Source organism: Microcoleus sp. PH2017_09_SFU_O_A (assembly GCF_020738625.1).
Classification (GTDB): domain Bacteria; phylum Cyanobacteriota; class Cyanobacteriia; order Cyanobacteriales; family Microcoleaceae; genus Microcoleus.
On the sequence record NZ_JAEQCF010000095.1, the window covers coordinates 1 to 20481 of the forward strand.

At 46.4% G+C, this 20481-nt stretch carries 23 protein-coding genes and 3 pseudogenes; 8 read left to right on the forward strand and 18 right to left on the reverse strand.

Annotation, left to right across the window (positions count from 1 at the left end; genetic code table 11):
- Positions 1-76: 76 nt before the first annotated feature.
- The 14 genes from JGK16_RS27985 to JGK16_RS28050 form a co-directional block, all read right to left on the reverse strand.
- Positions 77-256, reverse strand: a complete 180-nt coding sequence (locus JGK16_RS27985) for a 4-oxalocrotonate tautomerase family protein (RefSeq protein WP_293198707.1) — start codon at positions 254-256, stop codon at positions 77-79.
- Between the two features lie 30 nt (positions 257-286).
- On the reverse strand, positions 287-1027 hold the full coding sequence (locus JGK16_RS27990; RefSeq protein WP_293193351.1) for an SDR family oxidoreductase: 741 nt from the start codon (positions 1025-1027) through the stop codon (positions 287-289).
- Positions 1028-1114: 87 nt separating this feature from the next.
- On the reverse strand, positions 1115-1897 hold the full coding sequence (locus tag JGK16_RS27995; protein ID WP_293193353.1) for a glucose 1-dehydrogenase: 783 nt from the start codon (positions 1895-1897) through the stop codon (positions 1115-1117).
- A gap of 159 nt (positions 1898-2056) precedes the next feature.
- A complete protein-coding gene (locus JGK16_RS28000) occupies positions 2057-2908 on the reverse strand; it encodes a pirin-like C-terminal cupin domain-containing protein (protein ID WP_293193350.1) in 852 nt (283 codons plus the stop codon).
- 20 nt (positions 2909-2928) lie between these two features.
- Entirely contained in the window at positions 2929-3519 is a 591-nt protein-coding gene (locus tag JGK16_RS28005; protein WP_293193349.1) for an isochorismatase family protein, read from the reverse strand.
- A 43-nt stretch (positions 3520-3562) separates the two neighbouring features.
- Complete coding sequence (locus JGK16_RS28010) at positions 3563-3814, reverse strand: CDGSH iron-sulfur domain-containing protein (RefSeq protein ID WP_293186165.1); 252 nt, start codon at positions 3812-3814, stop codon at positions 3563-3565.
- A gap of 22 nt (positions 3815-3836) precedes the next feature.
- Positions 3837-4424 (reverse strand): flavodoxin domain-containing protein, encoded by a 588-nt coding sequence (locus JGK16_RS28015; protein ID WP_293193348.1) that lies wholly within the window; start codon positions 4422-4424, stop codon positions 3837-3839.
- 14 nt (positions 4425-4438) lie between these two features.
- On the reverse strand, positions 4439-4594 hold the full coding sequence (locus tag JGK16_RS28020) for a DUF5996 family protein (protein ID WP_293203538.1): 156 nt from the start codon (positions 4592-4594) through the stop codon (positions 4439-4441).
- Positions 4584-4742, reverse strand: a complete 159-nt coding sequence (locus tag JGK16_RS28025; protein ID WP_293186162.1) for an NAD(P)H-binding protein — start codon at positions 4740-4742, stop codon at positions 4584-4586. The genes JGK16_RS28020 and JGK16_RS28025 overlap by 11 nt, the downstream gene beginning before the upstream one ends.
- Before the next feature lie 124 nt (positions 4743-4866).
- On the reverse strand, positions 4867-5010 hold the full coding sequence (locus JGK16_RS28030) for a hypothetical protein (protein ID WP_293186161.1): 144 nt from the start codon (positions 5008-5010) through the stop codon (positions 4867-4869).
- Between the two features lie 9 nt (positions 5011-5019).
- Entirely contained in the window at positions 5020-6084 is a 1065-nt protein-coding gene (locus tag JGK16_RS28035; RefSeq protein ID WP_293193347.1) for a DUF4331 family protein, read from the reverse strand.
- Positions 6085-6113: 29 nt separating this feature from the next.
- The gene (locus JGK16_RS28040) at positions 6114-6404 is read right to left on the reverse strand and encodes a muconolactone Delta-isomerase family protein (RefSeq protein ID WP_293186157.1); all 291 of its coding nucleotides are present in this window, start codon (positions 6402-6404) and stop codon (positions 6114-6116) included.
- 9 nt (positions 6405-6413) lie between these two features.
- Positions 6414-7070 carry an SDR family NAD(P)-dependent oxidoreductase gene (locus JGK16_RS28045; protein ID WP_293193346.1) on the reverse strand — a complete coding sequence of 219 codons (657 nt, stop codon included), beginning with the start codon at positions 7068-7070 and terminating at the stop codon, positions 6414-6416.
- The gene (locus JGK16_RS28050) at positions 7067-7225 is read right to left on the reverse strand and encodes a hypothetical protein (protein ID WP_293193345.1); all 159 of its coding nucleotides are present in this window, start codon (positions 7223-7225) and stop codon (positions 7067-7069) included. Before JGK16_RS28050 ends, JGK16_RS28045 begins: the two co-directional genes overlap by 4 nt.
- A 595-nt stretch (positions 7226-7820) precedes the next feature.
- Between JGK16_RS28050 and JGK16_RS28055 the strand changes: the two genes are divergently transcribed.
- Together JGK16_RS28055 and JGK16_RS28060 are read left to right on the forward strand one after the other, a co-directional pair.
- Complete coding sequence (locus JGK16_RS28055) at positions 7821-10109, forward strand: GAF domain-containing sensor histidine kinase (RefSeq protein ID WP_293186151.1); 2289 nt, start codon at positions 7821-7823, stop codon at positions 10107-10109.
- Positions 10110-10126: 17 nt separating this feature from the next.
- Positions 10127-10759: a response regulator transcription factor gene (locus JGK16_RS28060; RefSeq protein WP_293186149.1), complete on the forward strand. Its 633-nt coding sequence runs from the start codon at positions 10127-10129 to the stop codon at positions 10757-10759.
- 253 nt (positions 10760-11012) lie between these two features.
- On the opposite strand, the gene JGK16_RS28065 is transcribed toward JGK16_RS28060, so the two are convergent.
- The 3 genes from JGK16_RS28065 to JGK16_RS28075 form a co-directional block, all read right to left on the reverse strand.
- On the reverse strand, positions 11013-11999 hold the full coding sequence (locus tag JGK16_RS28065) for a BsuBI/PstI family type II restriction endonuclease (RefSeq protein ID WP_293186147.1): 987 nt from the start codon (positions 11997-11999) through the stop codon (positions 11013-11015).
- A gap of 10 nt (positions 12000-12009) precedes the next feature.
- Positions 12010-13539: an Eco57I restriction-modification methylase domain-containing protein gene (locus tag JGK16_RS28070; protein ID WP_293193344.1), complete on the reverse strand. Its 1530-nt coding sequence runs from the start codon at positions 13537-13539 to the stop codon at positions 12010-12012.
- Positions 13540-13778: 239 nt separating this feature from the next.
- On the reverse strand, positions 13779-14129 hold the full coding sequence (locus JGK16_RS28075) for a hypothetical protein (protein ID WP_293186144.1): 351 nt from the start codon (positions 14127-14129) through the stop codon (positions 13779-13781).
- 219 nt (positions 14130-14348) lie between these two features.
- On the opposite strand from JGK16_RS28075, the gene JGK16_RS28080 reads away from it, so the two are divergent.
- Entirely contained in the window at positions 14349-14894 is a 546-nt protein-coding gene (locus tag JGK16_RS28080) for a DsbA family protein (RefSeq protein ID WP_293193343.1), read from the forward strand.
- Between the two features lie 148 nt (positions 14895-15042).
- Here the strand turns inward: JGK16_RS28080 and JGK16_RS28085 are convergent, their stop codons facing one another.
- A complete protein-coding gene (locus JGK16_RS28085) occupies positions 15043-16035 on the reverse strand; it encodes a Rieske 2Fe-2S domain-containing protein (RefSeq protein ID WP_293186140.1) in 993 nt (330 codons plus the stop codon).
- Positions 16036-16087: 52 nt separating this feature from the next.
- Between JGK16_RS28085 and JGK16_RS28090 the strand changes: the two are divergent.
- The 5 genes and pseudogenes from JGK16_RS28090 to JGK16_RS28110 form a co-directional block, all read left to right on the forward strand.
- Positions 16088-16690 (forward strand): annotated as a pseudogene (locus JGK16_RS28090) (TetR/AcrR family transcriptional regulator); the annotation flags it as partial.
- A 57-nt stretch (positions 16691-16747) separates the two neighbouring features.
- Positions 16748-16852: pseudogene (locus tag JGK16_RS28095) on the forward strand (IS1 family transposase); the annotation flags it as partial.
- A 151-nt stretch (positions 16853-17003) separates the two neighbouring features.
- On the forward strand, positions 17004-17630 hold the full coding sequence (locus JGK16_RS28100) for an FMN-binding negative transcriptional regulator (protein ID WP_293193341.1): 627 nt from the start codon (positions 17004-17006) through the stop codon (positions 17628-17630).
- Positions 17631-17942: 312 nt separating this feature from the next.
- A complete protein-coding gene (locus JGK16_RS28105) occupies positions 17943-19970 on the forward strand; it encodes an SUMF1/EgtB/PvdO family nonheme iron enzyme (RefSeq protein ID WP_293186136.1) in 2028 nt (675 codons plus the stop codon).
- Positions 19971-20252: 282 nt separating this feature from the next.
- A pseudogene (locus JGK16_RS28110) lies at positions 20253-20481 on the forward strand (IS5/IS1182 family transposase); the annotation flags it as partial.

Sequence of the window (20481 nt, forward strand, 5' to 3'; positions counted from 1 at the left end):
TATTCCAACCTTAGCAGAACTTGCGAGTGAAAAAGCTACCCACAATTGAGCAACAATGGGTAGATTTGTCCAAGAATCAAGTTACAGTTTCTAGCCCCCAATTTTCTTCGGCAATTTCTTGAATCACGATATGCGTATGCTCTGGTTTCTTGCCCAGAATCCGCCCAAGTGAATCAGTCACTTCGGCTACGAGCTGAGCTTTCTGCTCCCTCGTGGCCCCTTTGGTAATCTGGATATTGACGTATGGCATAGTCATTGGTGCGACAGAATTTTTGGATTGTATCAACTAGGCAAAACCGCCATTTACCCCTAGATTTTGGCCAGTCACCCAACTCGCTGATTCACTGGCCAAAAACAGCACCACCCGAGAAATATCGACTGGCTCACCAATCCGGCCCAGTGCCGACATGGCGGCTAATCGCTGGATGGTTTCTTCGCTTTTCCCCTCTAAAAACAGATCGGTATTGGTCGGCCCGGGCGAAATCGAATTCACGGTGATGCCCCGCGCGCCGACCTCCTTGGCAAAGACCCGCGTTAACTGCTCAACGGCGGCTTTCGTGGCGGAATAAACGCCATAGGTTGGTAGCATTAGGCGAGTCACGGACGAAGAAAAATTGATCGCGCGACCATTCGCTTCTAGCCGCGTGGCGGCCTCTTTTAGACCGAGAAAAACGCCTTTGACATTGATTTGAAAAATCCGATCGAAATCTTCCTCCGTCGTATCTTTCACTAATTTGTAGATATTGATGCCCGCGTTGTTAACTAAAATATCAACCTTGCCATACTGGGTAATCGCCGCATCAAACAGAGCCGTCATATCGCTCGGTGAGGCGACATTGGCACGCACAGCGATCGCCTGCCCTCCAGCGCTTGTAATCTGATCCACCACCGCTTTAGCAGCCGCTTCACTCCCTGAGTAGTTAACAATCAGGCTGCACCCAGCTTTGGCCAAATCCTGGGCAATGATGCTGCCAATACCCCGCGAAGAGCCGGTCACGATCGCGACTTTACCTGATAAATTGTTCATCGACTTTAACCTCCCTAAATAACATGGGAACTAATCCGACTTATCATAGATCAACCAACTATTGACCAATTTAGTTTGTATCAGTTTCTACTGTTCTTGATAATTCCAGAGCAGACCGCCATCGACAAAGAGCGTCGTGCCGGTGACATAATCAGCATCAGCAGAAGCCAAAAAAGCCACCATGGCGGCCACATCTGCCGGTTGCCCCAAGCGCTTTAGGGGAATATTTTGCAGCAGGGCGTTGAGTTTGGTGGGATCATTCAGGAGTTTGGTGTTGATCGGCGTTTCGATCGCCCCCGGCGCCACATTATTAATCGTGATCCCCAACGGCGCTAACTCTACGGATAGATTGCGGGTGAGCATTTTTAAGGCTCCTTTGCTAGCACAGTACGCGGCAAAATGCGGAAACGGCAACTCTTCATGCACCGAGCTAATGTTGATTACTTTACCGGGATGCGACACGGCCATGCAATGCTGCACAAAAGCTTGAATGGCAAAAAATATCCCCTTCAGATTCACATTCATTACCGCATCGTAATCAGCTTCGGTGACATTCCAGAAATCGGCATTTTTCTCAATGCCCGCATTATTGACCAAAATGTCAAGCTGGCCGAAGTGGTTAACGCTTTCTGATACGAGGCGCTGGACATCGGCAAGGCTGCCCGTATCGCCTTGCAGGGTGAACCCATCCACCATGTGACATTTGCCTCCAGCGGCTTTTACTTGAGCTAGCGTGGCCTCCGCACCTTCTGGGTGGGAGCGGTAGTTAATCACGACGCTAGCACCTTCCTGGGCTAAGCGAATGGCGATCGCCTGTCCAATGCCTTGACTACTGCCTGTCACTAGCGCTACTTTTCCTTCCAGTTTCATGGTTTTAGTCCTCAAGGATAGATAGGGGTTGACTGAAATAAAACGGAAATAATCGATCTTGTGATCGAGCTTGGGCAATCAAAGCAGCTCTAGTTCGGATTAAATTTTTGAGTGATTAAGGACAAGGGGATTGGGTCATGCTTAAATCTTGTAAACGCTTTATAAGCGGCCCATGTGACCACTTTGATAGGCGACAATGGCTCTTTGGATCTCCTCATCTGTGTTCATCACAAAGGGACCTTGAGAAACAACTGGCTCGTTCAGGGGTTCGCCTGCTCCGAGGAGGTAATGCAAGCCAAGCTCATTGGCTTGTACGATCGCAGTTTCGCTTCCTTGTTCAAGCAGTGCGACATCCAGGGCTTCTAAGTGCGATCGCCCTGCCCCAAACTCGCCGCTCCCCTGAATCACATGCACAAAGGCATGGTGGGAAGGCGGCAGGGTATGGATAATTTTTCCCAGCGGTGGCAGCGTTACATCCAACAATGTCACGGGAGTCAAAGGCTGGAGGGGAGATTCCAACCCAAAGGCAGAGCCAACCACCACTCGCGCTTTACCGCCTGTGGGATTGACATATTCCGGCACCAAGGCTGAGTCTAAATGCAGCGCAACAGGCTGGCTCCACTTGTGCTTCGCCGCTAAATTGACGAAGATTTGTGCCCCATGACAGAGTGTGCCTGGCGGACTGGGAATTTCTTCGTGCATTAGTCCGCTACCTGCTTGAGTCCAGTGTAAATCGCCGGGATGAATGAGGGCGCGATCGCCTAAACTATCCCGATTTTGAAACGATCCTGCTGAATCCTCAAACATGTAAGTAACAGCAGAGAATCCGGCATGGGGATGGGGCGGGAAGATCGGTGCCCGCATATAAAAATGATCCAACTGGATAAACGGATCGATACCATCCCCCAGATTGTGGCGCCCCAGACTGTAAGCGCGGAATTCTGGGCGATCGCTCATTACCTCCGCTCGGATAATTTGAATGACGCGACGTTGTTCTACTTGTACCTGCATCCGCTGGGTCTCCTGCTCAATTACATTAGTTTGGCGAGTATTTCTTCATACATGATGGTTTGAATCGTCTGTCCGGTACCTTCCGACCACGAATTAGCCAATTCTGCCATCACTTGATTCGTTGAAGTCAGGGTGACACCATGCTTTTCCATTCTTCTCAGGGCAGTTTCATCCGCGATCGACGTGGGGGAACCCCCGGCATCCACTACCACCTGCACTTCAAAGCCGTCTTCGACTGCACTGATGGCAGGAAAGACGATGCAAACGTCATTGGTTAAACCCGCCATAATCAATTTTTTTCTGCCTGTTGCCAGGACTGCATTTCTGTAATCGTCGTACTCCCAGCAGTCCACCACGCCCGGACGTTTTACTCGTTTCTCGTAGGCAACTGGCGCGATTTTCTGTAAATCGTCGAGCAGTAATCCTTGAAAATTAGCTTCCATGCTGCTGGTCAACACAAGCGGCATTTCAGTTTCTACTGCCGTGCGAGCCAAGGCGCGGGTATTTTGCACGATATCCTCACGGGGTAAGTTAAGCGCGAGTTTGATAGTACCTTGCTGATGGTCGATCAACAACATCACTGCATTTTCGATCGTAAATTTGTTTTTCATTGTTGCTCTCTACGGGTTAATACCAGACTTCAACAGGATGGAACTAGAGTTTCGTGTGGGCACCGTCGCAGAAAGGCGCATTACCTGAATGTTTGCAAAGGCAAAGAGCAACCTGCTTAGGTTCAGCGAGTTCAAAGGTTACAGGTGTAAAGGTTGTACCTTTGTGCCCGCCATCGCAGAAGGGCTGATTGGCTGACAAACCGCAACTACACCAGTGGTAATTGCCAGCTTCTAGGGATATGACCATCGGCTTTTTATCGAAAACCGTAGGTTCTGTCGAGATCGATTCAGACATGGATATTTCTCCTAAATAATTTCTAAGCAAACATTGCTAAAATTTCCGGTGAGGGAGAAACATTACCTTTTGCCAATAGGTCCCGATCTCTCAATGCGGCAGCGACACGAGCAACATTTGCGCCATGATGCCAAGCGGCTTGCATCATTTCTTCGGTAATGCCAACGGGTTCCATTTGCGAGCCGCCAGAACGACCATGCGGCCCCCAATGCATTCCTGCCACTTGGAAGCCTGGTGTTGTTTTGGGTAGTGTCACGAGAATCATTCCTGCCGCCGCAAAAGCACCTAACAATCCCAACTGAGCTAATTCGGAACCTGCGCCACAATCGCCGTAGCCACCGCCGACGGTAAAGACACCGCCAACTTTACCTACCATTTCGTCCGTTAACCACAGTTTCTCGCAGACCTCCTCAATGAACTTCTTGACTCGTGCATCAGCAGTCCGATGACGGACGGGAGAACCCATGACGATCGCATCGGCGACGCGCACATCATCGGCTGTCGCTTCAGATGCTTCTTTGCAGATAACTTCTGTGCCTTCAACAGAACGCGCTCCATTCGTAATAGCTTCAGCCATTCGCTTGGTGTTACCAAAGCTTGAGGTATACACGATTAAAACTTTTGTCATTCTTTTTCCCTTTGTATTGATGAGACTGGCGATCTCTCTAGCAATCCTCGATCCCAATGGGCTAAATTTGCTGCCGCCTCATAGGTGCTTTGCAGAAACATCATTAGCGTTGCTTCTGGATCGGCTGCCTGCCGGACAACTTCATAGCGCATTACCCGCAACCACCGTTAAGTTTTTATGGGAGACAGAAAAGCGGGATGGATCGCGAGTAATTGCCGTCAATGTATGTCCTCGCTGCAAGGCTTCATTGAGAATTCGACTGCCGATCGTACCAGTTGGGCCAAACATGATGAGTTTCATACAATCTCTCCGGTTAATTCAGGTCGTTAAATCGTTTGACGCAATCTTTCCGTTAGTTTTATTCTCTATAGTCCCTCCAGTATTCTTAACATTTCATGGATTGATATATTAGGGGCAATCTTGATTACCAAGACAGCAATATCGGTCCACCAAACCTTCTCATTTCAGCAAAGAACTTACCTTGTGCGCCATCCTCTGGAAGACTTGCTAGATACACAGCCGTTTCGGCTCCTCGATCGGCTGTAAACGGTGCATTCGAGCCACCCATATCTGTTACTTATCCCTCTTGTCGGCTAGGGACACCAACAGATGAATCTGTGGGTAGAGGTCTAGCTGGAGCAATATAGGGAAATTCAGTCCTTAGATCGATCGGCGGCGGGACTTTGTTCTGAAGTAACGTATTGAAGAACAGCGTGTAAACGACTGTGCCAAAATCATCTTGTAGTCTCCGCCCATTGATGCCGGCAAACCCAAAACTGGCTGGAAGCAGTGGGTTAAAGGGAAGCACATCGGGAAATGACCAGTTTGCTACCATCTGCCCATAATTTGCCGGTCGGTCAGTGCTCTGTGCGACATGACAAATTTGAGTGACTAAGTTGATGACAGGCTGAGCAAAGTTGTCATAGTCTGTGTCTGGATCGGTAGAGTTATAGAGTAATGATCCTTCCGGGTTGTCATTGAACGTTGCCGCAAAATTGGGCTTGCCACAGCGATTCACCTGCGTCCAATGTCCGTGATCGTTGGCTGCAACCGTTGCATAAAAACTAAATGGTGTATTTGAGATGCGATCGAGGGGCAGTTCAGCAACGATCGTGAGAACATTGGTTGCTCCCGTTGTACTGGCTCCAGTGCTGAAACTTTCGGCATCCCAGACATTATTTTGGATGGCATTATCGAGACAAACACGGGCAGCAACCGCATCCAGGAAGAAAGGATCGCCTGCCAACCCTGTCCAGATCCGTCCTAGATTGGCAATAGGCGCAACCTCATTCACAGTCCCCTGCCCTAACTCTTGCCCTGTAGCGTGATGATCGCGGGCTGCTTCGCCGCTGAGGTAAGTGAGAGACCAAGATTGGGGGTTAGCATCTCCCTGAAAAACAAATCTGAAAACAACGTCAGATTTTGCATCGCCATCGGTATCAAACCGAAATTCGTAGGCTGTTTCAGGTCTAAAAGTATCCCATTGGGGTTGACCTGTAAACGGTGAAGGCAACCCAGCTAAAGGGCTAATGGTCATCACCGCGACAATCTTCTGGGGATCGTCGGCATTGAACAAATAAATGTCGCAGATGTTGATCCGGCTGTCTTGCCGAGATTCTGGCGAATCAAAATGGTGACTCATGCAATTTTTGGGGTGATGAGGACAAATGATTATTGAGCGAAAAGCTCTGCGGTACCTGTGTAGGGAAGTAACGGAATAACTTCAAATTGCATGACACCTGCTTGCGCCATCGGTAACTGAGCAATCATCGCGTTGATTTCTTCAACGTTATTTGCCTCGCATAACAATACAGCACCACTCTTATCAGCAATGTAGTGAATCGAGCGTAGACGATCGCTGGCATAAAGTTCCCAAACTTTTGCCGCCTCTGGCTTGACAACGGGTAAAACCTGTTCAATTTTGGTTTCAGCTTTAACACGTCCGACGATCAAAAATTGCACTGATTCACCTCATTGATAGACATATTCAACTTGCCAAGTTTCAGGAGTCTGCTGGTGCAATTGCCAATACACCTGGGCGATCGCATCGGGGTCAAATTTCGTGTCTGGGGCGATGGTTCCACAAATTGTCACAGTCGCCAGATGAATTCCGTCTGCTTTCAATTCTTCTGCTAAACCCAAAGCAAGATAGCGGATTGCCGCCTTACCAATTCCGAGAGAAATTAATTGAGGACTAGGATAGAGTGCCAAGCCGCCGCCCGTTAATAGAATCGTGCCGCTTTTTTGTTGCTGCATCCCAGGCAATACCTGTTGAATCGCGCTGATGGCTCCGGCAGCATTAACCTTGAAGTCTTGCACTAAATCTTTAGTAGTCAGACTCATCACAGAATCTAGTTTGAGCAGAGCTGCATTGTAGATCAAAACATCAGGATGACCGATCTGCTGCTGAACCTCGGTAAAGGCCGCTGAGATTGAGGCAGAATCAGCCGCATCAACCTCAAATCCAGTTGCCACAATTCCGGCATCACTTAAGATTTTGGTGTATTCAGTCAACGCCTCTGGACGACGGGCTAAGAGTGCCATTTGATATCCTTCTCGTCCAAACCGCCGAGCAAGAGCCAAGCCAAGCCCTGGCCCCACACCCACCAAAGCACAAATTTTGTTCATCGGCTCACCTCATTCCACAAGGAGACATCGATCGTGACATTTAGAGCATGAAAATCCACCTGAATATTTTCTTGCTGTGCTAACTGGCGAGCGATCGCATAGCCTAGCCCTTTGTGACTGCCAGTAATGATTGCTACTTTCTGCATGATGGTCATCAACAACTCCCGATCAAATTTTGAATACGATTCGCCGTACCTACCCTTAAACTATTTGGTGAGTATGGGCAAACTGCTTTGGTTTGTTAAGCTTAATATTGAAGCTATCTTCTGAAAGATTTCTGAATTCAACCGCTCGATTTCCTGAATTTATCCTAAAAGTATCCTCAGTTAAATTTCAGCAATTTCTCAGAATCCGATTGCAGCCAGCAAATTGGGATACAACCCACTGTACAGAGAATCTTTCCAATCGTTACTACACCAAGAGATGATGTTTTTGCTATCCAATCGGTAGTTTTTTACCTACCCATTTAGGTAGTTTTCTATGTTTTGCAAAATTATCGATCGAATTTTTTAAGATAACTACATAGTGAAAATCGTTGCACAAAGTTGGATTATGACCTCAATCCAGCGAAATTTGTGCAATCTGAAATTGACTGTTCGATCGACTCCATCAATACGGGCACTTCAGCGGAATATCGGCACGATCGGGATACACCAGCCAAGCTGAGGTGTTAAAATCTGTTCGTCAGTTTGCGATCGGAAATTATGCTGGTACACTATCTGCACGGCAAGTGCGATCGAGGTTGAAACCATGTCCGAGCATCAAAAATCGCCTTCCTCACCAAAATTATCTGCCGTGCTTGAAGCAGATTATCAAATACTACATAGGCGAAATCGGCTCTTGGAAGCCTCGGCCAACGCAACCAGTGTTTTACTGACGGTGGAGAACTTTGATGAAGCGATCGATACTGCCCTGCAAATCATTGTCGAAGGTGCAGGATGCGATCGCATTAATGTGCTAGAAGGTAACTTCGATCCTTTATCCGATCGCTCATCAAGCGTGCCAACCTACCATACCGCGATCTATGAGTGGACTAGACCTGGCATTATGCGACAGATGGATAGCCTGGAAACTGGGCGCATCCCTTCAGCCGGAATCGAAGCATTTCTGGAACGATATTATCTTCATGGGGATGGTTTTGGCGGACTCTTAGCAGATTGGGTCGAACCTTTACGTAGTTTCTATGCCGCCGTTCGAGTCCAGTCTAGTTATTCTGTGCCGATTCGGGTCAAGGGTCAGTGGTGGGGCGTGTTGTGCTTGAATTATTGTCGAGCAGCGATTGAGATCGGTGCGGCAGAAGTCGCCGTTTTGCGATCGATCGCTGATTGTATTGGTAGTGCGATCCAGCGCGATCGCACGCAAAAAATCATCCTCCAAGCGGAACAGGTGCGCGTTGCCGAATTGGCCAAGGCAAATCATTTGCTCAAGCAAACCGTGGATTTGTTGGCAACAGAACCCGACCTCAATCGCTTTTTGGACTATGTGCTCAAAGCCTTTTCCGAACAGTTTGATGCCCCACTGATCCAGTATTGGGAGAGTCCAGAACCGGGCGATATTGCCTATCTTAGGCTTGCTTGCCGTAACGGACAAATTCTCACAGCAGCCGATTTGCCCAATGATTGTCTGGTGACAGGTGTCCCAATCCTACCGGAACTAGCTGGGTACGGAAATTTCCAAACTCGTCAGCGTTACTATGTCATCGAAGATATCCCTACCGATCCGATCGAACTAGCGCTCTTCTCACCGCTGAATTTTGATTTGGAAACGTGGTGTACGGAGCATGGCATCAGGAAAATGATTAACATCGCGCTGATGTGGTCTGAAAAGGCTACGAGTTCGCTGATACTTTATTTTCCCAGCGATCGCCATTTGAGCGATCGACAAATCGAGCTAATGTGTGCGCTAGCACAGCAGGTGACTCTGGCCATTCAACTGACACAATTGGCAGAAATTAAACAATCAGAAGCGATCGCGCGCGCGCAGGAACAAGCTGCACACGAAAGCGTTACCGAATTGGTCAAGGCAAACACAGCTCTTAAACAATCTCTTGATACCCTCGCCACCGATCCGGATCTCGATCGCTTTATTGGATATACCCTCAAACTCATTGCCGAGCAATTAGATGCCCCACGCATTGAATATTGGGTGCATTCCGATCGAGAAGATCGGGCTTATTCCTATTTAACCTACTGCCAAGGGCAAACTCTCAAATCGAGCGACCCATCTGCACAAGTCGGGTTAGATGTGACACCATTTCTCGACATTCCCCTCAAAGTCGGCAACACGAACATCGGCACTTTGACCATCTACTTATCCAGTTATCACACCTTTGCTGGGCAAACTATCGAACTGGCTCATGCCCTAGCCCAACAGCTCACCTTTGCCATTGAACTGACCCGTTTTGCCGAAGAAGCCCAACAAGCGGCATTGCTGCAAGAACGCACTCGGATGGCGCGGGAAATTCACGATACTCTCGCCCAAGCTTTTGGCGGAATTTCGATGCAGTTACAGGCGTTCGACTACTTTGCCGCGACTCAACCAGAAAAAGCGCAGACTCATTTGCTGACGGCTCAAGCTCTAGCGCGAGATGGCTTGGCTGAAGCCCGCCGATCGGTTTGGACGCTATATTTGGAAACATCCGAATACGAAGATCCCGCTCGGACGATCGCCAAATTTATCGAACAAACGATGTCCAGACAATCGGTGCCCATCGATCTGGCGATCGACGGCAGCCCCCGCCGTCTCCATCCCGATTTGGGACTTAATTTGCTTCGTATTGCCCAAGAATCGATCGCCAATGCTCTGCACCATGCCCAACCCCAAACCATCCAAATTCGCCTCAGCTACAGTCTCCAAAATCTGCAAATGACTATTCGCGATGATGGCTGTGGCTTTGAGGCGCAATCTCCCTCGCCGGGATTTGGCTTGATGGGGATGCAGCAACGGGCAGCCAGGATTGGAGCTACCTGGCACCTAGTCAGCCAGATCGATCGAGGTACCAGCATTACTGTCACTCTCGCCCATCCCGAAGCCCCCTAATACCATCGCGATCGAATATGCCTGAATCTCCCAAAACCATCCGACTGCTGGTTGCCGACGACCACCCGATCGTCCGTCAAGGCTTAGTCGCGATTTTAAATGACCAGCCCGATATGAATGTCGTTGCCGAAGTCAATAATGGCCAACAGGCGATCGAACAGTTTCGCATTCATCAGCCCGATGTCGCTATTCTGGATTTAAAGATGCCAGAAATCGGCGGCGTAGAGGCGATCGACACCATCCGAGCTGAATTTTCCACTGCCGCCATTATCATGTTCTCGATCTATGAGACAGATGAGGATATCTATCGAGGGCTGCGGGCTGGAGCCAAAGCTTACCTACTCAAAGATACGCCCTGCCAGGAGATTTTAGAAGTGATTCGGACTGTCAGCGGGGGGCAACGCTACATCCCAGCAGAAATTGGCACTAAGTTGGCGGCACGAATGGAGCGACCGGATCTGAGCGATCGAGAAAATCAGGTGTTGGCGTTAATGGCTCAAGGTAAAAAAAATAAAGATATTGCTGGCGAACTAAACATTTCTGAAAATACTGTCAAGTTTCATGTTACCAATGTCACGCTCAAACTCGGTGCTAGCGATCGTACTCGCGCTGTAGTCAATGCTCTTCAGCAAGGCATTATTAAGTTGTAGTTGCGATCGAAAAGCGAATCGAATACGCGATCGAATTTGGTTGGATCGCCGCAACCCACTTCCCTCTCACGGTCTATAGAACCTATTTGAGATCTCTCGAACTATGGGCGATCTCCAACTCTCATCGGTTATGGAAACACAAAGCGAAAGTAACTGAATATTTATCTGTCTAATGGCTTGCGCTTCACCGGACGGCAATAATGTTTGCATCATAACTGATAGCGTATGTCTCCGTTCCGTGTCCAAGCGCTTGTTAGCTTCTTTTGTCATGAGGGCCGAGGAAACGTTCACCATTAAAGTGAACTAGATGGTCTGGGTTATCGGCAATCCACACTTCAGTTTCCCATGCAATATCAGCCGCATTCTTGCGAAATTCAGCACGGTCTGGAAACGCTGTCACATAAACAAGACCAACCTTACAATCTTTGAAGGCTTCTTCAAGTTCAACCCAACGCTTTGGGGATATAGGGCCATGACTGGTAACTGCTTCAATCAAAAACAGCCATTCTCGGTCTTCGTCATACACTACAATATCTGGCAATTTGTCATGTGACATTGGGGGGACACCCAATGATTCCAGGTATTCGGCTTCTAAGAACATCAGCTTTCCGCCTTCTTTTCGACTGCTAGCGGTATCACCAATGTATAACAATCGACCGCCAGCACCGATGAAGCGCGAACAGAATTCGTGAACAATGTCGGCGTGAAGCTGATTATGCTTACCAGGTGACAGTGTGATGGTTTCACCGCTTGGTAAGCTAATTGGAATTTTGTGCAGATCGAGAGCGCGTTCATATTGTGCCTTCAATTCAGGCACCGCATCCTTGTAATCTTGAACTTTCCCCAACCAGCCGCCGTGTGGGTATTCCGCCAGAATCTCCAACATTGACTGATTCAATGAATAGTTATTGTCTTTGCTGTTGGTTGCTCGCGTGGGGTCATCTCGGTTTCGATCGACAATACGGGCTTGCTCGAATTGATGAAGTGTTTGTCTTCTGATGGTTTCGCGACTGTTCGGCTTATAGTCCATTCCATATTCATTACGGATGAATTCCATGATGTTCACGGTTGGCAAAAGCGGTGCTGTTGATGAACTCCAGTCATCTAAAGGTTTTATATTAGCCAGTGCCAAAAAGACCCATGCCGATCGATCGTTACACTGTGCTTTGGGCAGCCCCAAGGCAGTCAATAATGCTTTTGCTTCATTTAGTTTTTCTTGTTGTTGTGCCGTAAATTCCAAATTTCCCCCCTTATATTGAAGCTACTACACCAAGAACTCGATTCACGATCGAATCAATTTTAGCCGTTTCAAAAAGTTTAAGCTTGTGTACTTGATCACCAATTTTCTTCACTTGGTCACGAGATGGAAATTTCATTACCCTGATTTCAGTAGCATTAACTTGTGTATTCCCCGAAATGCACCTGAAATAATTATCCATGAATGATGAATTAAAGATAGTCGCAAGACCATAGGCTTCAATATTGGATAATTCACCACCTAATACACCGATATAATTAGTCTTGTTACCAAAGCCAATCAATTCACAATCGTGCATATTGGCAAGGTGAACGCTAGCAACTAAGCGCCGTTTTTCGTCTTTGGATGAAAAACGTTTTAGCAACACATAAGTACCATTTTTCATCGTATGTTTGTCATGCTCTTCATTAAGCCTGAAGGCTACATCTTTCTTGTGATTACCTATCCAAGTTGCAGTTAATGGTGTCACATTATGTGGACGGTAAAGCGGAACTGTATTTTCAGCACTCGTGTCTTCAGTGATGTATTGGCGGGCACGATGTTCGACCACACGACCAGTCGAAATAAAATATCCAGCACCTTCAAAAGTGGTTTTTAAAGTTTCAGCTTGCTTCAAAATACTAGCCGCAGAAGCTGATTCAGGAATTCTAATTAGTCTTTGATCGTTTGAAGGATCGACAATTAAATGAACCGGATATTGTTTTTCCTCAGCATTGTTGATGCTGGCATCGCAGTCACTCGATCTAACTGTTATGGTGTCGGCATTACTGCCTTTAACGAAGTAGCAAATAATGTTTTCTTGAAGCACTGTTGAGTCATCATTGTTAAACACCTTGTCTCGGTGTTTGAAAATATGAATTAATCTCAGTGCTGATTCAGTTAGCAAGTATTCACGAAAACCCTTGAAATATAGTCCATTTGTGAAGCTGCGAGGTGTTATCGTTACCATTTGACCGCCAGCCTTCATGCAAGCCATTACAACTGCCATGAACGAAGCATATATATTCGGATCGCCGTGATACAAATCGGCTACCGCTCTGGCATAAGGTGAATCTTTCGCACTATATTTAAAGTATGGCGGGTTGATTACTGATATATCAAAGGGCTGAAAAGTTTTTTCTTTATCTGGTCTAGCAATTATAAAGTCTTCACAGCAAATTTCGTAAGTAAATGTTCCTAGTTGTTCGCAAAACAAACACTGAACGATATTCAGCGTCTGTTTAAGGCTGGCAACTGCCTCGGAATCTAGTTCATATAGTACAGCATGAACGGCCTTACAACCCATACTCAAGCAATAGAAAGCAGTAGATGCGGCTAATATACCAGTTCCTGCGCCAGCATCAAGTATGCGAATAGTCTTACTTTTGGGCTTGACAATCAGAGATGCCATGTAATCGGACACGACGAATCCTGTGAAGAACTGCCCTAATATCTTCCTGCTTTCTAATGATTTAGATCTGAGAAATGCACTTTGAAGGCTAATAATATCGTCTTTTGGATCAATAAGTGCTTGCCGATTCAACTATTTTCACCCTTGCCTATAAGTTTTATAAGCATTATCTCTTATTTGACTCAATTTATTTAGGATCTTGTGTAGCTAACTAGTTATTAGACGGAAACTTTCCCTATAATACACCAAAATAGAGTGATAGACGGAAAAATTTCCGCCCAAAGCCTAATGTCCTGCTATGACTTTCCGTATGTCATCCTAGATCGGCGTGATATACAGAAACTTTCCAGATATCACCCCAAATCGGGATATTAAACGGCTCTCCTGGGTATTCGGTAAGTGAAGCCTATATGACTCCTGACGACTCCTGGCATGAGTTTCAATACTTGTACCGGGGAAATTTTGTAGATTGAGATACAATTTGCACCATAAAGCCAGGAGCCCTTTTGCTTCCAGTAAGCGTAATGCTCGATTGGATAGGCATAAACGGCTTTCTCGGCACCACCATGAACGGTCAAATCTGCCTGCTTGTCGCCATCTAAATTGAGCGATCGCATCATCACTCGTCCTGCCACTGGCTGCTTGAAAATACCAGTCGTGACCTGTTTTCGCTTCCAGGTGACTTCGCGTGGCAATCCAACACAAACGGAAATTAGTTTCATCAGGGAACCCCTTCGATGATTACTTCCTGAAACTCTAACGCAGTTTTCTGATTTTGGCATACGCTTTTTGAAATTGAGAAACCCACCTATTTAGGTAGGCAAAAAACCAACAATAGTGGAGTAAGAAAATCATCATCTAGTGTAGTAATGATTGGAAAGATGCTCTGTAAAGTGGAAGTTATCCCAATCTGCTGCAATAGCAATTGCGACTCTTATCTCATGGCTTTATCCCCCAACCCCGATCGATTAACACCGCCAGTGAGTAGCCGAGATCGTTGTCAAGGCAGCACCACCGCCAAAGTAACGCTGGTACAGTATGGCGACTATCAATGTCCGAACTGTCAAGCAGCGCATGGCATCATCCCCTCGATTCAAGCACAGATGGGCGATCGCCTGCGGTTTGTATTTCGGCATTTTCCGCAGTCGCAGATTCATCCCGAAGCTTACCATGCGGCTGAAGCTACCGAAGCTGCTGCCGCACAAAATAAGTTTTGGGAAATGCACGCTTGCTTATTCGAGCATCCATCTCAACTTGCTGATAGTAATCTAGTCGAATATGCGATCGCGCTCGATCTGGATGTCGATCAGTTTTTACAAGAAATGTCTACCGATCGACATGTGGCACGGGTACAAGCGGATCTTGATAGTGGTATCGACAGCGGTGTGATCTCAACACCCACATTTTTTATCAACGGGGTGAAATACAATGGCGATCGCAGTTTAGAGACACTGCGAGATGCTGTTTTGCAAGCCGATCGTCAATGAGGAGAAATTAGATTAATCGATCTGGTTCACATCCAGGTAACGATTGTGATTAGTCATTATTATCCATCGCAAAAGTGCGTCGCTTGTCGAATCTTTGTGTTCTTCGCTAAAATTGTTCTTAGCATGGAATATGCTATATTAAACCTGTTTACCTTGACAGATTAGGCTCTCTAACATTAGGAAAGCTTTCAAAATTGCGCCGTACCCAATCCATCCCCACTTCATTATTGAGTTTAATTTTCTGAGGCGTATCAGGATAAATTTTCCCTAAAATATCCGCATCTTGATCCACAACAACTTTGCCAAAATTGAGATACATTCCCCCCAATAGCTTAAAGATAGGATGCTTTGCTTGACCGAACAGCAAAATATAAGTTCGCGTCCGATTCTCGGCTTCTGGTACGAATATATGACACTGTGCAGCTTTGCCGAATGGCATTTCTCCATGAAAAATTATTAGGCATGGGAAATGATTTTCTAAATGAGCTTTAAAGGTGCTGGGTAGTAACAACAAATCTGGCTTTCTGAGCTTTTCTGCCAAACTGTAAGGCGCGGTAGGCATATCATAAAACGCATGGGATTTATGTCCTTCATCGATGAATTGATGAAATTCGACATCGGTAATCCTAAACAAGTCTCGGTGAGTGCCGTTTTGGTGATTGTAGTCGTGCATATTCAGCAGCATCGTCAGCAAATCTGTCTCGATACTGCGATCGGCAGTATGCCCGATAAAGTAGTAAGTTTCGGCGATTTCCTGGAGCACATTGGGAATTGGAACTTGTGGCTCGTATCCGCCATAAGACCAAATGAAGTCACCTTGAATAATCAAATCTAACGGTTTTAGTAAGGGCAATGTTTTCTGCTTCGATCCGGGCAATACAGTGCAGCCGCCCGCATCAAATTTCAGGGCATGGAAGGGGCAGACGACACCGCTTGTGCGATCGCCCTCAGCTTCGCACCATCCTTCCGACAGCATTGCTCCCATATGCGGGCAAGCGTTGGGCAAGGCATTGATGCTTCCATCAGGATCTTTCCACATCACATAGTCGGTGCCATACAAGGAAATTTTGCGAGGCTGGTTCGGTGTCAGCATCGACTTATGTGCCAACAACCAAGGCGCACCGGGAAGCATAGACTGCATGGTGTTCTCCTTTAGACCTAAAATTGTGAGAGATTTGTCGCTTTTCTAGAATATGACAAAAGATTCGCATTCGTCAAGCAGTTTGCGCCGTCAACCGAAACAGCAGCGTGGTAAAGAAAGAGTCGAAAAAATCTTGGATGCAGCAGCAGCAGTGTTTGATGAGGTGGGCTATTCCGAGGCGACGACTCATCTAATTGCAGCAAAAGCAGGGACAGCCATTGGTTCTCTGTATCAGTTTTTTCCTGATAAAGCTGCCATTTTTAATGCAATGGAACTGCGTCATGCCGATCGCGTTAAGGCGATGTGGGCCCAGACGAACACACCAGAAATCGTTCAGTTACCGCTGCGTGAAATGATTCACACCCTCGTGACTGCTGTTGCAGAGATGTTTGAACAGCCTGTATCGCGGGTGGTATTCGTGCAGTTTTATATAGCGCCGGAGATTTTCCAGTCGATCGATGAAAGTATGACTCAGGAGGCGATCGACTTTATGGCGAGTCTTTTGCAGCAGAGAAATCCCAGCTTGCCGGAGGTGCAATGCAGCCTGTTCGCGGAGGTTTGCGTTCACAGCAGCAATGCCGTCATTCTCTCGGCACTTCGCAACCCGGATTTACAGCATCGCCAACAACTGGTACAGCAGATTGAGGATTTGTTGGTGTCGTATTTAGAGCCATATGTCGGGGAAAGTCGGTTGAGCCATGTAATGAAAGTAATGAAATGTCCTCATTGTCGATCGCAGCAATTGTCCAAAAATGGGTATCGACGGGGGAAGCAGTGCTATCGCTGTAAGGAATGTGGCAAACAGTTTGTCGAGAATTCAGTGCGTTGAATCGGACACAATCTGAGTTGTAGTTTTCCATACTCGATCGCAATATCCAACACTTCAAAATTACATGATTTGTCGATCGCCCTTCAATTTGGTACGAGTGCTATCATAGACGGGAACTTGAGACCCAAATGGAATTTATATGTATAATCCAACTGCTTTTCAAGAAGACAATATTGATAAACTCGTTGCTTTCATGAGAGCAAATAGTTTTGCAACATTGGTATCGAGCGCAGACGGTGTACCTTGTGCTTCACATATTCCTCTCGTCATTACAATAGAAGAGGATGTCGTAAAATTGAGCGGTCATCTTGCGAAGCAAAATCCTCAATGGCAAGCATTTGGATCTACTGAGTCATTGGCTATTTTTACCGGGGCGCACGCTTACATTTCCCCTGCACAGTATGAAAAACATGAGAGCGTGCCAACATGGAACTATATTGCTGTTCATGCCTATGGTGTTCCCAAAATTATCATGCTCAATGACTCACCAAAAGCAATGAACACGATGATAAATCAGATGATCGACACCTACGATGTTGACTATCAATCGCATTGGGACGGTTTATCCAATCAATTCCGTGAAGGGATGATGGATGGTATTGTAGGATTTGAGATGGCTATAACTCGACTGGAAGGAAAGTATAAGCTCAGTCAAAACCGCAGCCAAGCCGATCAAAAAAATGTGTCTGACACATTGCTACAGAGTTCAGATCCTGCCGCTCGTGCTGTGGGTGTCGAGATGAAACAGAATCTGGAAGCAAATTAAACAGTCGATCGGATCAAGGGAAAATCAAACATTTAGCTTTAAGTAATTTTGATGATATTTTAGATCGATGTACTGTGGGGTTAAATCGTTGATATTAGGCTGAGAGTAAGAGTGTTTTATTTGATACTTTATGCTACGGAAGTCGATCGGCTAAACACGATTTTCGAGAAATCCAGGGATTGATATCAGTCGATCTGGCACTGCGGCGATGAATACCAGTGGTGAGTGGGTTGCGAAAATTAATCGATATGATGAGGCAGAAAGACACAAAAGGTATATCATAACCTTAAATCAGATCATTTCTTCCCAGATATGTTCTACTGCTCGAATCCAAGGTGCTCTCATCCTTTCAATCCCGACAAATCTAAATTTTGTCAAAGTTGCGGCCAGCCCGACCTCACGCCTCTATTCAGAAACCGCTACCGCGTGATTCGACTGTTGGGGGAGGGGGGATTTGGCAGAACTTATGAAGCGGTAGATATCGATCGCATGGACGATCCCTGCGTCATCAAGCAGTTTATGCCCCAAGTTCAGGGAACATCAGCACTTGAAAAGGCTACAGAACTGTTTAAGCAAGAAGCGAAACGACTTTACGAACTCGGCGAACATCCCCAAATTCCTCGATTAATTGCTTATTTTGAACAAGACAAGCGACTTTATTTAGTACAAGAATTGATTGAGGGGCAAAATTTACTGGCTGAATTAACTCAGCAGGGAGTTTTTAGCGAAGAAAAAATTTGGCAGTTGCTGGCAGATATTTTGCCGATTCTGAAATTTGTGCACGATCGCAATGTCATTCACCGAGACATCAAACTTGAGAATATCATCCGCCGCCGCACCTCCCCCAATCCATCTCTAAATGCGGCAAATTTTAGCAATTCCGCTTTTCGGAGGGGAGCACGGCGAGAGTTAGTTTTAATTGATTTCGGCGTTTCAAAACAAGTGACTGGCTCGCTGATGAGCCAAGTAGGTACGACGGTAGGAACGCCCGGATATTCGCCGGTGGAACAAATGCGAGGTCAAGTTTTCCCCGGAAGCGATTTGTACAGTTTGGGGATAACTTGCCTGAGGCTGCTAACTCAATGTTTGCCAAAAATTGACGGTTCCGATGACCTTTACGATCCGATAAATGGCGGCTGGATTTGGAGAGAAAGGTTGCCCGCAGGTACAAAAATCAGCAGCGAGTTGGCAACAATTTTAGATAAATTAATTCAAGATTATCTCAAAAACAGATATCAATCTGCTGATGAAGTCATCAAAGCTTTAAATCTCTATTCTTTACCTCCCCAACCCCATTTTGGTAAGGGCGGACAACTTACGTTAAATTCTTCTCAGACCAAGGCAGCCCTACCTCCCCTCAATGCTTATCTAACCGAGGGAGGAAAGCTTGCTATCAATACCCCGATCAATCACAGCGCCCAAATCAACAGCAATATCTCTGTGAATTCAAGGGTAAAATCTAACACAAATCCGCCTCACAACCAGGGAACACCAAAGATTTCTGCTGTTAAAAGCAGTTTTGAATTTCAGGTGGTGACAGTAGACAATCGCGGGCAGCAAACTGATGTTAAAAGTGGCAAAACACATTTTTTTGAAGAACATCTCGGCCGCAATACAATCATGGAAATGGTATCTGTTCCTGGCGGTACTTTCCTGATGGGTACCCCAAAAGATCGGGGTGACAGTGACGAAAAACCGCAGCACTCAGTAACATTAGCACCTTTTTGTATTGGCAAATTTCCAGTCACTCAGGCACAGTGGGCAGCCGTTGCAGCGCTACCGGAAATTAAAATATATCTCAATCCCGATGCTGCCCGTTTTAAAGGTGTAAATCGACCGATAGAAAATATATCTTGGTATGAAGCGATGGAGTTTTGTGCTAGACTTTCTCGCAAAACTGGTAAGCATTATCGCTTGCCTAGCGAGGCCCAATGGGAATATGCTTGTCGGGGGGAAACTTCGGGGCCGTTTCACTTTGGGGAAACGATTACTAGCGAGTTAGCAAATTACAACGGAAATTCTAATTACGCTGATGCGCCGAAGGGAGTTTATCGCTTTCAAACTACAGATGTTGGTAGTTTTAAACCCAATGCTTTCGGATTGTATGATTTGCACGGAAATGTGTGGGAATGGTGCGCGGATGCTTGGCACAATAATTACAACGGTGCGCCTGTTGATGGCAGTGTTTGGGAGTCGGGCGGCGACTTTTCGCTGAGGTTGTTGCGGGGGGGTTCTTGGAACGATCATCCTCCGAATTGTCGCAGCGCGTGCCGCCTCAGATATCAGCCTGATTGTAAGGCTAGTATTGTGGGTTTTCGAGTGGTTGTTCCTGTGGTTTGATTTGTAGTCAGTTGTTAGTTGTTATATCAATTTTTTATGAGGCTGCTCCCGAATCTGATCCCCCCTAACCCCCCTTAATAAGCAGGGCGGTTTTATTATCGTCAGACAAATTAGGTACGTAGTTGCGCTTCAGCGCTCTTTATAATATTAGGAAAGAGCGCAAAGATCGCAACTACGTAGGGCTTGCTGAATAAGCCTAAAACCCTTACCTGAAAAAACTTTGACTCGCGATCGGCACTGACAATGTGTTAGACTATGAGGTAAAATTAGTCAAAACCTTCCAACTTTGATCTACCCTTCGAGGGACAATTATCAGAGAATAATCGTTGGGTAATCATGGCAAAAATAATTCCATGGTCAGAATTTTTGTTGATGAATATGCCCAAAAATTCACCTGTTCAACAGGAACCCGCGCGAAATCGTTTCGTATAGCATTGGGGGCATTAATAATCAAAGAGAGATTAGGAACTAGCGACTCTGAAACAGTAGAACAAATAAGAGAAAACCCATA